Raw genomic sequence first — 19,270 nt, forward strand, 5'->3', positions numbered from 1 at the left:
CAGTCTGACTGTATAAACAAACAGGGGGCGAAATGAAAGCACTGACGGCACGGCAGCAACAGGTCTATGACCTTGTTCGTGACCATATTTCGCAGACGGGCATGCCACCGACGCGTGCAGAAATTGCGGCACGCCTGGGTTTTCGTTCTCCGAATGCGGCGGAAGAGCATCTGAAAGCCCTGGCGCGCAAAGGCGTCATTGAGATTGTTTCCGGGGCATCCCGGGGCATCCGTCTGCTTCTGGAAGAAGAAGAGGATGAAGGTTTACCATTAATCGGCCGTGTGGCTGCGGGTGAGCCTTTATTAGCGCAGGAACATATCGAAAGTCATTACCGGGTTGACCCGATGCTGTTTAAACCCAGCGCAGATTTTCTGCTGCGGGTAAATGGTATGTCAATGAAAGATATCGGTATTATGGACGGTGACTTACTTGCGGTGCATAAAACCCAGGACGTACATAACGGCCAGGTGGTGGTTGCCCGTATTGAAGATGAAGTCACGGTCAAACGGTTTAAGAAAGTGGGCAGCAAGATTGAGCTGCACGCCGAAAACGAGGAATTCAGCCCGATCGTGGTGGATTTACGGGAACAAAACTTTACTGTCGAAGGTCTGGCAGTGGGTGTGATCCGTAATAACGACTGGCACTGATTTCCGGGATATCCGCCTGAAAACGGTATCCGCTTAAAAGCCACAGTATGCCGGAGACGGTCACTGTGGTTTTTGTTTTTCAGCGCCCGCGTTTGCGCGGCTCATCATGTTCATGGTCATGCAGACATTTATCTCTGCGGGTACAGGATTCGATATCATAACAAGGACGGCAGTACCCGTGTGCCTCAATCACACTGTGGCGGATATGAAACTGTGCGGCATCCGCCAGCTGATTGATTTGTGAATCAATCGCCTCACCATCCCGCTCTGTCACACTATTACAGCGATCGCAGATAAACAGTACGGAAGTATGGCTGGGTTTATCAAAATGCGGGCACATCACAAAGCTGTTAGTGGACTCAATTTTATGAATAAACCCCTGCTCCAGCAGAAACTCCAGACCGCGGTAGATTGTCGGCGGTTTTGCCTGTGGTTCTGTTTCGCGCAGCAGATCCAGCAGTTCATAAGCGCTGATAGCACCGGGCTGACCGGCAATCAGCTGCAGAATGGATTTCCGCTGAGAAGTCATGCGTACACTGCGTGACAGACACAGCGCCTCTGCTTTTTTTAATACAGTCTGAATATCAACAGGTTGCATGACATCACCTTCCGCTAATCAATAAATATATGAACAGCCCACTCTAACATGAATTCCGGCAGAATAACTGTTGTCCGCGCTATTTTGTCAAAAAAGGGGTGCCAATTCAGGGCAAATTATGGTGAATTGTTGGTGCAAACACATAAAAAGCACATGAGAATAAAACGGAGTCCTGAATGAGTATCGAAACGGTTCGTGCCTGGTTCGGCACGCATGCCCCGGATGTCACGATTATTGAAACTGCACAGCCGACCGCGACGGTCACCCAGGCTGCGGAAGTTCACGGTGTCCGCCCCGGCCAGATCTGTAAAACACTGTCTTTTAAGCTGACGGATGACAACGCCATCCTGATTGTGATGGCGGGAGATGCCCGGCTGGATAATAAAAAATTCAAAACACAATTCGGCTGTAAAGCCAAAATGCTGAATGCGGAAGAGGTGATGCTCTTTACCGGTCATCCGGTCGGCGGCGTCTGTCCGTTCGGGTTATCTGTACCACTGACGGTTTATGCGGATCATTCACTTCGTGAGTATGACACGGTATTACCGGCTGCGGGTTCGGCTAATTCTGCTGTCCGGCTGACACCTGAACGGCTGGCGGAGCTGACAAACGCGCAGTGGCTGGATGTCACGACGCTGCCGGTATAAACCCGGCCGGCTGCAGCGCCACCTCAGCGGCGCTGCATCATGTCAGTGTTCAGGCGGACGGAAATCCGGTTCTGTATTCACACCGGCATCGGTACTGCCGGTATGCCCGTTCTCATCAGGCAGATGGTGGCGGGTAAAGAAAAGCAGGCTGTCTTCTATAAAGTAATAAGGGGAAACGCCCAGGGCCTGAGAGATCCTCAGTATGATTTCCAGCGAAATTTTAGTACTGCCGATTTCATAGCGGGAGATTTGCTGTTGTGATACACCAATCAGGTTACCCAGTTCTGTCGATGTGACACCGGTGATCCTGCGTATTTTCCGGATTTGCCCGCCGATGATCTTGTACATTTCGTTAATGCTGGTGTTCAGGTTACTATCTGTTTTATTACTCATTATCATCTGTCAGTCTGGTTAAACAATAACATATTAATGTTTGTCAAATTAAAATTTATTCTTCATCACAACCAATTTCATCAAAAAAATAATTAACATTAATATTCAGTATGTCCGCGAGCATTAATAATTTATCCAGAGGAATTAAGCTCGCTCCCGTTTCATAGCGGGATAATTGCTGTTGTGAGATATTAATTTTTATTGAAAGCTCTTTACCTGTCAGACAGTTTTTTAGTCTCTGACATTTTATTCTGCCGCCAATAAACATTGCCAACTCATATTTATCATATATTGTCATAAATTATGAAGATAAATGGTTGTCATTAATAATATTGAAATTTAACTTGACGTATTTGTTTCCTCAAATGGTTTCTTTAAAAAGTATAATCGATACCCTTTTAATATGTAATAGATACAAAAAATCAACAAACACGAAACAATAAGAACGAAAATACGATATGGAAGCATGATAACCTCAGCTATTTCATATTGTTATAAAGAATACCCGGTTTTTAACATCTTACATGAATGATGAGTAAGGGGAATATTCTGATATTTAGTCGGGATTATACCTAATATAAAGATATTGATGCTGGTTTTGAGTTGAAAATGGTTAGATTAACTGCCTTTTCATACTTTGGCGGAATGGCAGACAGGACGTAAGTGTGATTGCGGTCTTACAACATTGCAGGTGATAGTTTGTTAAATTCCCGGATGGTATTATGAGAAAACAGAACGGCTAAAATATCTGAATATTTCTGTAAAATACATAAATCAGGCTGGTAATGCTTGTCAGTAATTGTATTAATGTGTAATTTTATATTTACTTATAAAATAAGTAATGTCCAGGTTACTGACCGCCTTATTTAATAATAAAATGACAGTTGATTATAATTTCATTGTATAACGAAATATACAGCATTATTTTTCTTTTAATTCACGGGGTTAGTTATTGATGGTAGTTGTAAAAAACAACAATAACGTGTATTTTTTGCTGTCGGAAGGTGATGAGTGAAGTTCAACGATATGCGGAATTTATTGTTTTTGTTGTTAGTTATTGTGTTATTAGGACCATTGGGTATTGATCTTTATTTACCGGCTATTCCGGCTATTGCAAAAGGACTGGGCAGCAGTGAGTCATTGATTCAGTCAACTATCTCGTTGTTTATCCTTATATTAGGTGCGGGTCAGTTGATTTCCGGTTATCTGGCGGATAAATTCGGCCGCAGACCGATGGCGATGGCGGGGATGGTATTGTATATCGCCGGTTCCCTGACCGCGGCATTTGCCGTTACCCCGGCGATGTTTATTGCTTCCCGGTTAATCCAGGGAGCGGGGGTCTGCTGTACCTCGGTGGTGGCATTTACCTGTGTCCGGGACTGCTTTAACGGCAATGAAGCAGCGCGTGCATTTGGCTTTTTAAACGGCACCCTGAATATTGTACCGGCGCTGGCGCCACTGCTGGGCGGTATTATGGCGGAGTATTACGGCTGGCGGGTTCCTTTTGGTTTTCTGGCTCTGTATGCCTTTATTCTGCTGATTATGACGGCAAAATATTTACCGGAAACCCGGCCCGAAGGCAGTTTGCAGCATAAAGCGAATCCGCTGAAGAGCCTTGCTTCCGTATTATTTAATAAGCGGTTTTTAATATTTTCACTGGTGAATGCCGGGACGATGGGAATGGTATTAACCTATGTCTCGCTTGCGCCGGCAGTGCTGATGGGGGATGCGGCTCTCAGTCCGTTGCAGTTTTCGGTTGTGTTCGGCGCTAACGGCTTCTGGATCATGGGGATCAGTATGATCGCCAACCGGGTGATACGTAAAGCCGGGCGTCCGGTTTGTCTGGTATCCGGCGGCGTTCTGATGGCTCTGGGGTGTGCCGCTCTGGCACTGAGTCCGGTGCTGTTCTCCGCACAAATACAGAGTCACTGGCTGATTTATATGCTGCCTGTGGCCGCTGCCTGTGCAGGACTGGCATTTATTATGGGTCCGGCTACCAGTTATGCCCTGGAACCTTATTCTGATAATGCCGGTGTCGCCTCTTCACTGGTCGGTTTTATGCAGATGGCGGGTGGTGCGGTGCTGACGCTGGCTGTTATCGCATCTCCGCTGCCACCAAAAACAGCGCTTGCCGTTACTATGCTGTGCGGTGCCCTGCTGGCATGGAATGCGTACCGGGTGAGTAAAAACGAGCAGCGGCAGGCGTGATGCAGAAAGCGGAGATATCATACCTCTGTGATATACTCCGCCTTCGTTTTTCTTTCTGACTGATGTACTGAGATCCCGGATACGCCATGCACCAAAATACGCCAACAGAAAAAACCACTGAAACCCGGCAATTACGCGATGTGAGCGGCTATAAGAACCTTAACCGTTTCTCCGTTGCACCGATGCTGGACTGGACTGATCGTCATTGCCGTTATTTTCACCGCAAGCTCAGCCGCCATGCGTTGCTGTATACCGAAATGGTGACAACCGGGGCGATTCTGTTCGGGAAAGGGGATTATCTGGCGTATAACGAGGCGGAGCACCCGGTTGCATTGCAGCTCGGCGGCAGTGACCCGGCGGCACTGGCGAAGTGTGCGAAGATCGCGCAGGAACGGGGCTATGATGAAATCAATCTGAATGTCGGCTGTCCTTCTGACCGCGTACAGAACGGGATGTTCGGTGCCTGTCTGATGGGCAATGCGTCACTGGTGGCGGATTGTGTCGCCGCAATGCGGAATGTGACTGATATTCCTGTTACCGTCAAAACCCGGATCGGGATTGATGATCAGGACAGTTATGAATTTTTGTGTGATTTTGTCGGTACCGTGGCGGAGCGCGGCGGTTGTGAGATGTTTGTCATCCATGCCCGTAAAGCCTGGCTCTCCGGTCTGAGCCCGAAAGAGAACCGTGAGATTCCGCCGCTGGATTATCCGCGTGTATATCAATTGAAAAAAGATTTCCCTCACCTGATTATGGCACTTAACGGTGGCATCAAAACATTGGAAGAGGCGAAAACCCATCTGCAGTATATGGATGGCGTGATGGTCGGGCGTGAGGCATATCAGAACCCGTCAATCCTGGCACTGGTGGATAATGCCCTGTTTGATGCGGCGCTGCCGGTGACAGATACCGTCGCGGCGGTGGAAGCCATGTATCCGTATATTGAAGCGGAACTGGCGAAAGGAACGTATCTCGGCCACATCACCCGTCATATGCTGGGGATTTTCCAGGGGATTCCGGGCGCGCGTCAGTGGCGGCGTCATCTGAGTGAAAATGCCCATAAAGCCGGATCAGACCTGCGTGTAATTGAAGCGGCGCTGGAATTTGTCACGCGGAAAAATACAGCAGAATAATAAATCAGTGATAAAAATGCCCGCCGTTTCTCAGAAACGGCGGGCATTTTACATTTTGCGTCGATTACGGAATCAGAATACCGGAGCCGGTTGTTGCGCTGTACTGATGCTGGTTACTATTGCATTCCCTGTCACCGAAAACTATGCTGACTTCACTATACTACGCAGTGCACGACTGTCATGGAATGCGTATCGGAGGAGTAGAAATAACAGCATCAGGTGTGGTGCAAAAAAGGAAATATTGAAGTTGAGTCATATTTCTTTTTTTATCTTTTACTGAATAGTAAGTTACACAAATAAATTATTTTATACTAAGGTTAAGTCTTAAAATACGCTTATACATTTGATTTCATCGCTAATTTAAGATAAATACTACGAATCGATTTTATACTATGAAGGTGAGTTATGACACCGGATGAGCAGAAAAATATGTAGATATACTTGATTCTATTGTAAGTGATATGGAAGATATCGGCTATACAGCGTATTTGGGTGGTAAAAGGACTATCCACAGAACTTCTTATATGTTTTTACACCGTGAAGATCTCGGAGATATGTATGATGAAATACGAGACGCTACATATGAAGAGTTTGGCAAGAAAACAAAGGAAGAAGATGAGCGGGTTATAAATTTGATTTGGGAGATTGTCAGGAATCCTGATGCCATTATCAATGCTGTTGAAGTAATTATTAATGATTTAATCAATTCCTCATCAGAGGAACGAAAGAAAAAAATAGAACAGTATGCAGAAACAACAAAAAAATAGCTAATCCACTAATACAAAAACAATTAATTAAAAAAATGGTTGTATATGTCATTGCATATGTAATAGCACAGAAAATAATTAAAGATATAACAAAGAATGTTGTGGTGAAAAGATTTATTACCTGGCAGTTATCTGCGTTAACTACATATGGTCTTTTTGAACAAATGATCATGGCATCTGACAGGTTAAAAGTTAAATACCCACGATTATACTTAAAGCTAAAACCAGATAATCTTGATTTGACCTATTTTTTTATTGAGCCTCATATGGGGGGCTTAATTGATTTATATTACTATGGTAATGATACAGCTGATATGGATAAGTTAATTATTGATAACCTGGATGGATTGTTAAGTAATGGACAATAAATTTTTGCGTTCTATAAAAAATGTTTTTATATTTATATATAAGCAGTTTAGTGATCTTATTCATGTGGCTATTACAGCTGTGCTATGTTACCTGTGTTTCCTTTTTTCACCAACATTAGCGATAGCGGCAGGAGGAAGTGCTGTCATTATCATTATTATGTTTTTACTTAGTATGTTTGTTTTACCATGAGATATGTCATAAAGTAGTCGCATTAAAATACGACTACTCTTTTATAATCAAAAAATATTATTTTCCCTTATACTATAACCGGATGTGCCGGCCATATGATGAGTACAGGTAATATCTCTGTAATTAACAGATATTAATTCTTCAGGCTGGCTCATATTGTGAGTCAGGCTGTGAGGGTATCGCGTTGAAAAATTAATTATCTGTGCTCCCTGGATTAGTATTGAATAATATTTATCCTGTCGTCCTTCCTGAGAGGTTCTGTAAAAATCAAATTGTAATTTTAATATTTCGTTATTAGATATTGCACTTAGTATGAGTGGCGATGATTTATCTATCTGTTTTATAAAGTCTACGGGTAAATGATTAATATTTTGATGTCGTGTTATTGAATTTTTAAATTACAGAATGAAAATTTTATCTTCTTTCCCTGCCTGGCTTTTATTTCCGATAGAATCTAATGAGGAACAGCCCCTGGAGATAAGTCCTTGTTTATTACCTTCCATTGTAAGATAAATTAAGTTTGCCATAAATATTCATTTCCTTTCTGATGATAGCTAAATAGCTAGCTTACTTTATCATCAGATAGGATTATTTTTATATCGGATAGTTCTAATATCATAAATTAAATAAATATTTTGACTGCTTGGTTATATGTTAATTTTTTTAAATAAATCCTTTAAAATAGAATGAGATAAGAATGTGATATGGGGGTTTTATTCTGGTTAATATATTTAAATTATATGATTGTCATTTATCATAATTATTTATTTTTCAATCATGATGAGGGTTCTTTTATAGTGTGATGATAAATAAAAAATGCACTAAAAGTACTAACAAAAAAAATATTGAAAGCCAGCAATTACGTAGCAACCGGCGGATATATAAAGCCGGGTCAGACCTGCGCGTGATTGAAGCGGCGCTGGAATTTGTCACGCGGAAAAATACAGCGGAATAATAAATCAGTGATAAAAATGCCCGCCGTTTCTCAGAACCGGCGGGCATTTTACATTCTGCGTCGATTACGGAATCAGAATGCTGGAGCCGGTTGTTGCGCGGCTTTCCAGGCGCTTGTGTGCCAGGGCGGCATCTTTCAGCGGATAAACCTGATCCGCAGGGATAGAAATAGTCAGTTGACCGCTCAGGATCAGATCAAAAATTGCTTTGCTGGCTTCGTTAAGCTCTTCACGATTGGTGATATAACCGAAGACGGAAGGGCGGGTTACATACAGTGAGCCTTTCTTATTTAAGATCCCCAGATCGACACCGGTCACCGGGCCGGAGGCGTTGCCGTAACTGACCATCAGACCGCGGCGTTTCAGGCAGTCCAGCGACGGCAGCCAGGTGTCTTTACCGACGGAGTCATACACCACACCGACTTTTTCACCGTCAGTGAGTGCCAGCACCCGCTCAGCAATATCTTCTTTATTGTAGTTGATGGTTTCCCAGGCACCGGCGGCTTTGGCTTTTTGCGCCTTTTCATCTGAACCGACAGTACCGATCATTTTCGCGCCCAGCGCTTTGGCCCACTGGCAGGCGATTTGCCCGACACCGCCTGCGGCAGCATGGAACAGGAAAATTTCCCCGGCTTTTACTTCATACGTCTTGCGCAGCAGGTAAAACGCGGTCAGACCTTTCATAAAGCAGGCGGCGGCAGTTTCAAAACTGATACCGTCCGGCAGAATAGCGAGTTTTTCTTCCGGCACATTATGGATTTGGCTGTACGCCCCCAGCGGTGACTGTCCGTAAACCACGCGGTCGCCGACTTTAATGTGTTTTACATCAGCACCAATTTTTACCACCACACCCGCTGCTTCAGAGCCGACACCGGAAGGGGATACCGGTGCAGGGTACAGGCCGCTGCGGAAATAGGTATCAATATAGTTCACGCCGATTGCTTTGTTTTCCACCTGAACTTCACCCGGCGCCGGGTCTGCCGGCGTAAAGTCACGATAAACCAGCACATCGGTGCCGCCGGGTGCATCAAATTCAATACGTTTAGCCATGGAGGGAACCTCATTCGGAAAAAAGAGTGACCACTTACCTGCGAACAGCGCAGAAACAGTAAGCGGGACAGTTAATCATGTGATTTATTGTATTTGGCATAATTGCATGTCACTGAAAATTACTCAAGCTTCGTGCAATCAGCGGCAAAGGAGGGCTATACTACCCGCTCTGTCCCGTTCAGGGACGCAGGTATTCTCCCCGGCGACGCACTGATAAGTAAGAGAGTTTCATGGCCAAATATCCCAAGGACACCAAGACCGATAAACCCCGTGACCATCAGATGGAAGGGCTGAAATTACCGCCGCATTCCCTGGAAGCCGAACAATCTGTTCTCGGCGGACTGATGCTGGATAACGAGCGTTGGGATAATGTCTCTGAGCGCGTGACCGGCGAGGACTTTTTCAGCCGTCCGCACCGGACGATTTTCGGCCAGATGCAGCGCCTGCTGGAGCAGGGACGGCCGATTGACCTGATCACCCTGTCCGAAGCACTGGAAACCGGCGGAGAGCTGGAAAACGTCGGCGGGTTTGCCTACCTGGCAGAACTCTCGAAAAACACGCCAAGTGCGGCGAATATTAATGCTTATGCTGATATCGTCCGCGAACGTGCGGTGATCCGCGACATGATTTCTGTCGCCAATGAGATCGCCGATGCCGGTTATGATCCGCAGGGGCGTTCCAGTGAAGATCTGCTCGATCTGGCGGAATCCCGCGTGTTCCAGATCGCCGAAAACCGTGCCAATAAAGATGAAGGGCCAAAAGGGATCGAAGCCATCCTCGAAGAAACCGTCGAGAAGATCGAAAAGCTGTATGCCCAGCCGCATGACGGTGTGACCGGGGTATCGTCCGGTTATCAGGATCTGGATAAAAAAACAGCTGGTCTGCAACCTTCTGATTTAATTATTGTTGCGGCGCGTCCGTCCATGGGGAAAACGACATTCGCCATGAACCTGTGCGAAAACGCCGCCATGACCGAAGAAAAACCGGTTCTGATTTTCAGCCTCGAGATGCCCGGCAACCAGATCATGATGCGTATGCTGGCCTCCCTTTCCCGTGTTGACCAGACCCGTATCCGTACCGGTCAGCTCGATGATGAGGATTGGGCGCGCATCTCCAGCACCATGGGCATTCTGCTGGAAAAGCGCAATATGTATATTGATGACTCGTCCGGCCTGACGCCGACTGAAGTCCGCTCCCGTGCACGACGGATTTTCCGCGAACACGGCGGTTTAAGTCTGATTATGATCGACTACCTGCAATTAATGCGTGTACCGTCCCTCTCCGATAACCGTACCCTGGAAATCGCCGAGATTTCCCGCTCACTCAAGGCGCTGGCCAAAGAGTTACAGGTACCGGTTGTCGCACTGTCCCAGCTAAACCGTAGTCTGGAACAGCGTGCTGATAAACGCCCGGTAAACTCCGACCTGCGTGAATCCGGATCTATCGAGCAGGATGCCGACCTTATTATGTTTATTTATCGTGATGAGGTGTATCACGAAAGCAGTGATCTGAAAGGCGTGGCAGAAATCATCATCGGTAAACAGCGTAACGGCCCTATCGGAACCGTCCGTCTGACCTTCAACGGCCAGTGGTCGCGTTTTGATAACTATGCAGGGCCGAGTTATGACGATGAATAAACCGCCTGAATATAACGCAGGCGGCATAATAACCCTGATAACAAACCAGACATCAACAACCCATAACCAAGGAACCCCTATGAAAGCGGCAACAGCCGTCATTGACCGTGGTGCGCTTCGCCACAACTGGCAGCAGATCCGGGCGCTTGCGCCGGACAGCCGTCATGTTGCGGTGGTCAAAGCAAACGCCTACGGCCACGGATTAGTCGAAATCGCCCGTGAACTCAATGAGGCGGATGCGTTTGCGGTGGCGCGTCTGAGTGAAGCGCACGCGCTGCGCGCCGGGGGTATTGTCAAACCGATCATCCTGCTGGAAGGTTTTTTTGATGCGACCGATTTACCGGTCATTGTTGCCAGTCGTCTGGAAGTCGCGGTTCATTTTGAAGAGCAGTTAATGGCGCTGGAGCAGGCGGAGTTATCTGATCCGGTCAAAGTCTGGATGAAAATTGATACCGGTATGCACCGTCTCGGCGTGCGTCCGGAAGAAGCGGAAGCGTTTTATCAGCGGCTGTGCAACTGCAAAAATGTGCAGCAGCCGGTGAATATCATCAGCCATTTCAGCCGTGCCGATGAAGATGACGCACAGCCGACAGAAGCGCAGATCGCCCGCTTTATGGCATTTGCTGCCGGTAAACCGGGGGAGAAATCGATTTCCGCTTCCGGCGGTATTCTTTACTGGCCTCAGGCGCACCTCGACTGGGTACGTCCGGGGATCATTCTGTACGGTGTGTCGCCGAAAAGCGGCACCGAAGCCGGTGATTACGGCCTGAAACCGGTGATGACCCTCAAATCCCGTCTGATTGCGGTGCGCAAACACAAAGCCGGGGAAGCAGTCGGTTACGGCGGTACATGGGTCAGTGATCGCGATACCTGTCTGGGTGTGATCGCGGTCGGTTACGGTGACGGCTATCCGCGCAGTGCGCCATCGGGCACACCGGTGGTGATTAACGGACGCCGTGTTCCCATTGCCGGGCGTGTTTCCATGGACATGATAACTATCGACCTGGGGCCGGATTGCAGTGATAAAGCGGGTGATGAAGTCATTTTATGGGGCGATTCACTGCCGGTGGAGCAAATTGCAGAAGCCAGCGGTATCAGCGCCTATGAACTGATCACCAAACTGACCTCCCGCGTGGCGATGGAATATCTGGACGAATAAAATGTGACGCGATATGTTCTGAGAGTGAGAAAAATAACAATCAGGAGTATCGCTTGTGTTCGAACATGTAGACGCCTACGGCGGCGACCCGATCTTAACGCTCGTTGAGCATTTCAAACAGGATCCCCGGAAGGAGAAGGTCAATCTCAGCATTGGCCTCTATTACGACGATTCCGGGGTGACTCCGCAACTGAACAGCATCACACAGGCGAAACAGCGCTATAACGCGCAGGATACCGGAGCCTCCCTGTATCTGCCGATGGAAGGTTTTGCCCCTTACCGCAGCGCGATACAAACGCTGCTGCTGGGTGATGACAGCGAGCTTATCCGCGAAGGGCGCGTGGCGACGATACAAACGCTGGGCGGTTCCGGCGCACTGAAGATCGGCGCGGATTTCCTGCACCGCTGGTTCCCTGGATCGGATGTCTGGCTCAGTGATCCGACATGGGAAAACCATCAGGCGATCTTTGCCGGGGCCGGATTTAAAACCCATTATTATCCGTATTTCGATCCGCAGACCAAAGGCGTCAGATTTGATGAGATGCTGGCAACATTTGAGACGTTACCGGCAAAAAGCATCATTTTACTGCATCCGTGCTGTCATAACCCGACCGGTTCTGATCTGACACCGGAACAGTGGGATAAGGTTGTTGCGGTGGTGAAAAAGCGAGAACTGATCCCGTTCCTGGATATTGCTTATCAGGGATTCGGCGGCGGAATGGAAGAGGATGCTTATGCTATCCGCGCCATGGCGGCGGCAGAAGTACCATGTTTTATCAGTAACTCGTTCTCAAAAATCTTCTCACTGTACGGTGAGCGTGTGGGCGGGCTGTCTGTTCTCTGTCCGTCACAGCAGGAAGCAGAGCGGGTACTGGGCCAGCTGAAAGCGGGCGTACGCCGTGTCTATTCCAGCGCACCGTCTTACGGTGCAAAACTGGTGTCTGAAGTGCTGAACGATACCGTACTGAAAGCACAATGGCTGGCGGAGGTGGAAACCATGCGCAGCCGGATCGCGGATATGCGCACGGTGCTGGTGGATACCCTGAAAAATACACTGCCGGAGAAGAATTTTGATCATCTGCTGCATCAGCGCGGGATGTTCAGTTATACCGGGTTCAGTCCGGAGCAGGTCACGGCACTGCGTGAGCAGCATGCGGTGTATCTGGTCGGTTCCGGGCGTGTCTGCATGGCGGGGGTGAACCGTCATAATGTGGATGCGATTGCACGGGCCTTTGCGGCGGTCAGCCGTTAATCCTCAGCAATGAAATGATGATGCGCGGAATCATTGTATTCCGCGCCTGTTTCAGCGCAACTGACTGTCTTTACTGCCGCGCCGGTTATAGCCGCTGTATGCGGCCTGCTTTTTATCTGCTTCTGCCTGACAATTCACACACAACTGCACACCGGGTATCGCTTCACGCCGCGCCTGCGGGATCGGGTCACCGCACTCCTCACAAAACAGCGCACTTTCTCCTGTCGCCAGCTGACTGCGCACCCGCGCGACCGCATCATCCAGTGTGGCATCAATCTGCTCCTGAACAGCAGAATCACTTGCCCATCCGCTTGCCATTTTTGCCTCCTGTATCCGGTGGTTGCCTGATACTCTATTTTATCACGAATTGCTTATTATTTCACCAGGACGGAAAACGGACAAAAAAAATACCGCAGCGAAAGCCGCGGTATTTTCAGAGGCGGGGAAAATTAATAGCCTCTTTTCAGAATCGGCTTCAGGAAGCGGGCGGTGTGTGAGCGTTCACATGCCGCCACTTCTTCCGGGGTTCCGGCGATAAGGATTTCACCGCCGCCGCTGCCGCCTTCCGGGCCCAGATCCACAATCCAGTCTGCGGTTTTAATCACATCCAGGTTATGTTCGATAACCACAATACTGTTGCCCTGGTCGCGCAGCTGATGCAGCACTGCCAGTAGTTGTTCGATATCCGCGAAGTGCAGACCGGTAGTCGGTTCATCGAGGATATAGAGTGTCTGCCCTGTGCCGCGTTTGGACAGTTCCTTCGCCAGTTTCACCCGCTGCGCTTCACCGCCGGAGAGTGTAGTTGCCGACTGCCCGAGGCGGATATAAGAGAGGCCGACATCCATCAGTGTCTGTAATTTACGCGCCAGCGCCGGAACCACATCGAAGAACTCACGGGCTTCCTCGATAGTCATATCCAGCACTTCGTGGATATTTTTCCCTTTGTATTTCACTTCCAGGGTTTCGCGGTTATAGCGTTTGCCTTTGCACTGATCGCACGGCACATACACATCCGGCAGGAAGTGCATTTCCACTTTCAGCACACCGTCACCCTGGCAGGCTTCACAGCGGCCACCTTTGACGTTGAAACTGAACCGCCCCGGTGTGTAGCCGCGTGAGCGGGATTCCGGTACGCCGGCGAACAGTTCGCGGACAGGAGTGAACACGCCGGTATAGGTTGCCGGGTTTGAACGCGGTGTCCGGCCGATAGGGCTCTGGTCGATGTCGATCACTTTATCGAAATGCTCCAGACCTTCGACTGATTTATACGGCGCCGGGGTGACGGTAGTCGCACCGTTGAGCTGTGTCTGGGCAATCGGGAACAGCGTGTCATTGATCAGGGTGGATTTCCCTGAACCGGAAACCCCGGTGATGCAGGTAAACAGCCCGACCGGCAGATTCAGTGTCACATTCTTCAGGTTGTTGCCGCTGGCACCGGTGATAGTCAGCATTTTGGCCGGATCTGCCGCATTGCGTTTTTCCGGGATGGTGATCCGCCGTTCGCCGCTGAGGAACTTCCCGGTCAGGGACTCCGGTGTGCCGATAATGTCGTCCAGCGATCCCTGAGCAACAATTTCCCCGCCGTGGACACCCGCGCCCGGGCCGATATCGATAATATGATCAGCGGCACGGATAGCATCTTCATCATGTTCAACCACAATCACGGTATTGCCGAGATCACGCAGGTGAACCAGGGTTTCCAGCAAACGGTCATTATCGCGCTGATGCAGCCCGATAGACGGTTCATCCAGCACATACATCACACCGACCAGACCGGCGCCGATCTGACTGGCAAGACGGATACGCTGCGCCTCACCGCCGGACAGCGTTTCTGCGGAGCGGGAGAGGGTCAGGTAATTCAGACCGACGTTAACCAGGAATTTCAGGCGATCCTGAATCTCTTTCAGTACTTTTTCGGCGATTTTCGCGCGCTGGCCGCTGAATTTCAGGTTATTAAAGAAATCCATCGCATGGCCGATGCTGAAATCAGAAATCTGCGGCAGTGTGGTGTCACCGACAAACACAAAGCGGGCTTCTTTTTTCAGACGGGTGCCGCCGCAGGAAATACATGGACGGTTGCTGATATATTTGGCCAGTTCTTCGCGTACCGCCATGGATTCCGTCTCTTTATAGCGGCGTTCCATATTGTGCAGCACACCTTCAAACGGATGATGACGGACCGTCACATCACCCCGGTCATTGGAATATTTAAATTCAATGGATTCACGACCTGAACCATTGAGGATCACTTTCTGAATTTTGGCCGGTAATTCGGAATACGGGGATTCAATATCAAACTTATAATGATCCGCCAGGGACATCAGCATCTGATAATAATAGAAATTACGGCGATCCCAGCCGCGGATAGCTCCGCCGCCGAGTGACAGATTCGGGTTCTGCACCACGCGATCCGGATCGAAAAACTGCTGTACACCCAGGCCGTCACAGGTCGGGCAGGCTCCTGCCGGGTTATTGAAGGAGAACAGGCGCGGCTCCAGTTCACTCATGCTGTATCCGCAGACCGGACAGGCAAAGTTCGCTGAAAATACCAGCTCTTCGGCACTGTTATCTTCCATATCGGCGATAACAGCGGTACCGCCGGACAGTGCCAGCGCGGTTTCGAAGGATTCTGCCAGGCGCTGTGTCAGATCATCCCGGACTTTGAAACGGTCAACCACCACTTCGATGGTGTGTTTGATCTGTAATTCCAGTTTCGGCGGATCAGAGAGATCACAGATTTCCCCGTCGATCCGCGCACGGATATAGCCCTGTGCCGCCAGGTTATCGAGCAGTTTGGTGTGTTCGCCTTTACGCTCTTTGACGACCGGTGCCAGCAGCATCAGACGTTTGCCTTCCGGCAGAGTCAGAACATTATCCACCATCTGGCTGACCGTCTGTGCCGTCAGCGGAATATCGTGATCCGGACAGCGCGGCTCACCCACACGGGCAAACAGCAGACGCAGATAGTCATGGATCTCAGTAATGGTGCCCACGGTGGAACGCGGGTTATGGGAAGTGGATTTCTGCTCGATGGAAATCGCCGGGGAAAGCCCTTCAATATGATCCACATCCGGTTTTTCCATCAGCGACAGGAACTGACGCGCATAGGCGGACAGCGATTCCACATAGCGGCGCTGTCCCTCGGCATAGAGTGTATCAAAGGCGAGGGACGACTTCCCGGAGCCGGATAACCCCGTGATAACAATCAGTTTATCACGCGGAATAATGAGGTTGATATTCTTCAGATTGTGGGTGCGGGCGCCCCGTATATCGATATTATCCATGTACCACTTCCCGGGAGTTTCAGATAGCGACAAATTTATTCAGCCTGATATTATTGCACATAATTTACTGAATGGATATCCAGTATCAGAAGAAATCTGTGTATAATCTCAGCAGCATTTGCCTGACAGCTGATGGCATTTTGCGCAGCAGATTTTAGAGAAGACACGCAAATATGAAAAGCCGATCGCGGCAAAAGATTACCGATTCAAAAAAGTCACCCAGACGTGTTAGACTAGATCCTTATATGTTTTAAACAATTTCATCGGGAGCATTTCATGGCCAGCAGAGGCGTCAACAAAGTCATTCTTATCGGGAACCTGGGTCAGGATCCGGAAGTGCGTTACATGCCTAACGGCGGTGCGGTTACCAACATCACACTGGCGACATCAGAATCATGGCGTGATAAACAAACCGGCGAAATGAAAGAGAAAACCGAATGGCACCGTGTGGTGATCTTCGGCAAACTGGCAGAAATTGCCGGTGAATATCTGAAAAAAGGTTCACAGGTTTATATCGAAGGCGCACTCCAGACCCGCAAATGGCAGGATCAGAGCGGCCAGGAACGCTACACCACGGAAGTCGTGGTCAATATCGGCGGCAGCATGCAGATGCTGGGCGGCCGCAGCGGTGGCGGTGATAATGCATCACAGGGCGGTGGCTGGGGACAACCACAGCAGCCGCAACAATCCCAGCAGTTCAGCGGCGGCGGTAACCCGCGCCCTGCACAACAACCGGCAGCAGCTGCACCGCAAAGCAATGAACCGCCGATGGATTTTGATGACGATATTCCGTTCTGATCTGAATATCTGTTATTTCATATAAAAAATCCCGCTAACGCGGGATTTTTTATATCTGTGATCTGAAATTAGTCCGCAGTGTCGGTGATAATGCCGTTAATGGCGCGGGTGACACAGGTTGCACTGAGTTTTGAGTAACCACCTCCGCCAAGAAAAACAGCGGGGATTTGTTTTTCTGACAGGAACTGCCAGGTTGTTTTGTCTCTTTCTGCAATATCACTGATTGTCAGTGAAAGGCCGCCGAGTTTATCTGCTTCAAGCGGATCTGTGCCGGTAATGACAAATGCTATTTTATAGTTACCGTTTATCTTATTTAAGGCATCACGGTATTGGCTCAGATAATGATTACCGCGGGTTTTTTCCGGAAGCGGAACCGGGATATCAACACGTTCACGTGTATATTTTGACTGCGGATAAATATCCTGATTATAAATATCAAGGATCGTCACTCTGTTGTTATCCATAAAATCGACAGCATTACCATTGCCATGATGTGCATCCGTATCAATAATTAATATTCTGTCATCCGCGGACAGGATATTTCTCCGGCGTAATTCCTGATAGCAAATCGTGATGTCATTATAGATACAGAACCCCTCCATATTCTGGTGAGATGCGTGGTGATAACCACCGGCAAGATTCCAGAAAATGGTGTTTTCCTGTATCGCTTTTTGTGCTCCCAGCAATGTACCGGCGATACCAAAACGCATGGGAGTTAATACATGCTTATCCAGATAGGAATAGCTGAGGAAGGGTACCGGGGGGAACTCGAGTGCTCTGAGGATACCCTTTTTATTTTTGACTCTGTATTTCATTATCCCGGAAAGATAATCTTCTGTGATCTGCTCATCTATAGCGGAATCAGGCATGTGAAACCGGATTTTACTGTTATTTTTCAAATCATTAAAAATAGATTTGAATTTCATCCCGTAAAACGGATGAAAGTAACTCAACAGTCCGATGTCAAAATTATAATTCTCACTATAGATTACATTCATACTATATTTACCGAGAGTTCCTGTGCATACCGTAAGATATCATGAGGTGTCCAGATCCCTCTACTCAGAGTTGAACCTAAATATTTGGAATAATTACTGGCTGATGGGGTAAAGCCGGGTTTTTTATCACAGGCAACAGCCAGGCATTCAGCAACAATATGAGAGCAGTTATTGCGGGCCAGCTGATATCTCGGTGTGTTACTCATCAGTTCTGCGATATGAAATGCAAGTTTTTCTTCATTGATTTCATTAATAGTGACAACCCGGGGTTGTCTGTTGCCTTCATTTTCAATATCTTCCTTTAACGCGCCCATAAAGGCACCCGGGTGACTATTGGATTTAATTTTCAGATCTTTTTTTCCTGCACTGTCTTTTGGCCAGAAACTGACGTAGTTTCCCTGAAACGAAAGAGATGCATGTCCGATATATTTTCCTTCCGGCAACCAGATATAAACTTTTAACATGTAACACTCCTTGTTTTTAACTGAGTGCTAAATGTATTTTTTTATCCGTAAAGCGAAATAATGATTAGTCTTAATCTTATTTTTTCATGTATATCGTCTGCATATGAAACATGATATGTACTTTGCTGAAATATCACAGATGAAAATAAGGTGTTATCAGCTCAGAATAAATAAGAAAAAAATTATTTTTCTGCGTAGTTCTGCATAGTCAGCGGCAAAAAAATACCCCTTACAATCGGGTGACAGTAAGGGGTGATGTCTCATGCCGTTGGATGAACACATGAGATTGCCCGGGGTTAACAGGCAGTACAGCTTATGTTTTTATAAGTCCTGTTTTTATCCTGTTTGTCTGATTTTTTATCAGAACGGGTATTTTTATTATAAATGTCTGTCGTAACCGGATGTGTGTTTGCTCTTTTTAAAGAAAAAACCCAATGAAACCATTGGGTATCAATGCGTTATATACTCGATTTTTATTAAAATATGATAAGAGGCTTAAAGAGCATGTGTCGGATTACGTTTTATCTGTAAACCTGAAACGTGACAATCACGGCAGTAATTATATGTGATCAGGGTCACGTAAAAACGCCTGTTTTAGCTGTATTTGTAATTTCAATGTAACTCGTCAGGTTATTTTTAACCAAATAATCACATTTTAATGTGTTCTGTTAATCGACCCGGTAATTGAATAAATCCTGTTTTTTATTGCACTGAGCAATAAAAC

The 19,270-nt window shown here is 47.7% G+C and carries 18 protein-coding genes and 1 pseudogene; 10 read left to right on the forward strand and 9 right to left on the reverse strand.

The genetic code is table 11. From position 1 onward, the window contains the following. The first annotated feature begins 32 nt into the window (after positions 1-32). Positions 33-647 carry a transcriptional repressor LexA gene (gene lexA / locus JC793_RS01615; protein WP_025155151.1) on the forward strand — a complete coding sequence of 205 codons (615 nt, stop codon included), beginning with the start codon at positions 33-35 and terminating at the stop codon, positions 645-647. 79 nt (positions 648-726) lie between these two features. Here lexA and zur read toward each other — a convergent pair whose 3' ends face one another. Beyond that, a complete protein-coding gene (gene zur, locus JC793_RS01620) occupies positions 727-1,245 on the reverse strand; it encodes a zinc uptake transcriptional repressor Zur (RefSeq protein ID WP_218427277.1) in 519 nt (172 codons plus the stop codon). Between the two features lie 176 nt (positions 1,246-1,421). Here zur and JC793_RS01625 point away from each other — a divergent pair, with 176 nt between their 5' ends. Further along, complete coding sequence (locus tag JC793_RS01625) at positions 1,422-1,892, forward strand: YbaK/EbsC family protein (protein WP_218427279.1); 471 nt, start codon at positions 1,422-1,424, stop codon at positions 1,890-1,892. A gap of 42 nt (positions 1,893-1,934) precedes the next feature. Here the strand turns inward: JC793_RS01625 and JC793_RS01630 are convergent, their stop codons facing one another. Together JC793_RS01630 and JC793_RS01635 are read right to left on the reverse strand one after the other, a co-directional pair. Beyond that, positions 1,935-2,285, reverse strand: a complete 351-nt coding sequence (locus JC793_RS01630; RefSeq protein ID WP_247717299.1) for a helix-turn-helix domain-containing protein — start codon at positions 2,283-2,285, stop codon at positions 1,935-1,937. Positions 2,286-2,340: 55 nt separating this feature from the next. Next, on the reverse strand, positions 2,341-2,583 hold the full coding sequence (locus tag JC793_RS01635; protein WP_107680339.1) for a helix-turn-helix domain-containing protein: 243 nt from the start codon (positions 2,581-2,583) through the stop codon (positions 2,341-2,343). Between the two features lie 728 nt (positions 2,584-3,311). Here JC793_RS01635 and JC793_RS01640 point away from each other — a divergent pair. The 4 genes from JC793_RS01640 to JC793_RS01655 all read left to right on the forward strand — a co-directional run bounded on the left by JC793_RS01640 (position 3,312) and on the right by JC793_RS01655 (position 6,761). Next, entirely contained in the window at positions 3,312-4,493 is a 1,182-nt protein-coding gene (locus JC793_RS01640) for a multidrug effflux MFS transporter (protein WP_218428320.1), read from the forward strand. Positions 4,494-4,579: 86 nt separating this feature from the next. Beyond that, positions 4,580-5,626, forward strand: a complete 1,047-nt coding sequence (gene dusA / locus JC793_RS01645) for a tRNA dihydrouridine(20/20a) synthase DusA (protein ID WP_218427283.1) — start codon at positions 4,580-4,582, stop codon at positions 5,624-5,626. A 461-nt stretch (positions 5,627-6,087) separates the two neighbouring features. Further along, the gene (locus JC793_RS01650; protein WP_218427285.1) at positions 6,088-6,393 is read left to right on the forward strand and encodes a hypothetical protein; all 306 of its coding nucleotides are present in this window, start codon (positions 6,088-6,090) and stop codon (positions 6,391-6,393) included. A gap of 35 nt (positions 6,394-6,428) precedes the next feature. Continuing rightward, positions 6,429-6,761, forward strand: coding sequence for a hypothetical protein (locus tag JC793_RS01655; RefSeq protein WP_218427287.1), 333 nt, complete (start codon positions 6,429-6,431; stop codon positions 6,759-6,761). 237 nt (positions 6,762-6,998) lie between these two features. Here the strand turns inward: JC793_RS01655 and JC793_RS01660 are convergent. Both JC793_RS01660 and JC793_RS01665 read right to left on the reverse strand, forming a co-directional pair. After that, positions 6,999-7,478, reverse strand: a pseudogene (locus JC793_RS01660) (Hcp family type VI secretion system effector). A gap of 492 nt (positions 7,479-7,970) precedes the next feature. Then, complete coding sequence (locus tag JC793_RS01665) at positions 7,971-8,954, reverse strand: NADPH:quinone reductase (protein ID WP_046892737.1); 984 nt, start codon at positions 8,952-8,954, stop codon at positions 7,971-7,973. A gap of 230 nt (positions 8,955-9,184) precedes the next feature. Between JC793_RS01665 and dnaB the strand changes: the two genes are divergently transcribed. The 3 genes from dnaB to JC793_RS01680 all read left to right on the forward strand — a co-directional run bounded on the left by dnaB (position 9,185) and on the right by JC793_RS01680 (position 13,002). Next, complete coding sequence (gene dnaB / locus JC793_RS01670) at positions 9,185-10,591, forward strand: replicative DNA helicase (protein WP_046892738.1); 1,407 nt, start codon at positions 9,185-9,187, stop codon at positions 10,589-10,591. A gap of 79 nt (positions 10,592-10,670) precedes the next feature. Beyond that, a complete protein-coding gene (alr, locus tag JC793_RS01675) occupies positions 10,671-11,750 on the forward strand; it encodes an alanine racemase (RefSeq protein WP_046892739.1) in 1,080 nt (359 codons plus the stop codon). Positions 11,751-11,805: 55 nt separating this feature from the next. Then, positions 11,806-13,002 (forward strand): amino acid aminotransferase, encoded by a 1,197-nt coding sequence (locus JC793_RS01680; RefSeq protein ID WP_218427289.1) that lies wholly within the window; start codon positions 11,806-11,808, stop codon positions 13,000-13,002. 51 nt (positions 13,003-13,053) lie between these two features. On the opposite strand, the gene JC793_RS01685 is transcribed toward JC793_RS01680, so the two are convergent. After that, entirely contained in the window at positions 13,054-13,320 is a 267-nt protein-coding gene (locus JC793_RS01685; RefSeq protein WP_052927756.1) for a DksA/TraR family C4-type zinc finger protein, read from the reverse strand. Positions 13,321-13,451: 131 nt separating this feature from the next. Further along, entirely contained in the window at positions 13,452-16,286 is a 2,835-nt protein-coding gene (gene uvrA, locus JC793_RS01690; RefSeq protein ID WP_218427291.1) for an excinuclease ABC subunit UvrA, read from the reverse strand. A gap of 276 nt (positions 16,287-16,562) precedes the next feature. Here uvrA and JC793_RS01695 point away from each other — a divergent pair, with 276 nt between their 5' ends. Then, a complete protein-coding gene (locus JC793_RS01695; protein WP_218427292.1) occupies positions 16,563-17,084 on the forward strand; it encodes a single-stranded DNA-binding protein in 522 nt (173 codons plus the stop codon). Between the two features lie 68 nt (positions 17,085-17,152). On the opposite strand, the gene JC793_RS01700 is transcribed toward JC793_RS01695, so the two are convergent. Beyond that, positions 17,153-18,082 carry a histone deacetylase family protein gene (locus JC793_RS01700; protein ID WP_348772305.1) on the reverse strand — a complete coding sequence of 310 codons (930 nt, stop codon included), beginning with the start codon at positions 18,080-18,082 and terminating at the stop codon, positions 17,153-17,155. Further along, complete coding sequence (locus JC793_RS01705) at positions 18,079-18,546, reverse strand: hypothetical protein (protein WP_218427296.1); 468 nt, start codon at positions 18,544-18,546, stop codon at positions 18,079-18,081. The genes JC793_RS01700 and JC793_RS01705 overlap by 4 nt, the downstream gene beginning before the upstream one ends. Positions 18,547-19,270 lie beyond the last annotated feature (724 nt).

This window comes from Morganella morganii (genome assembly GCF_019242955.1).
GTDB classification, from domain to species: Bacteria; Pseudomonadota; Gammaproteobacteria; order Enterobacterales; family Enterobacteriaceae; genus Morganella; species Morganella sibonii.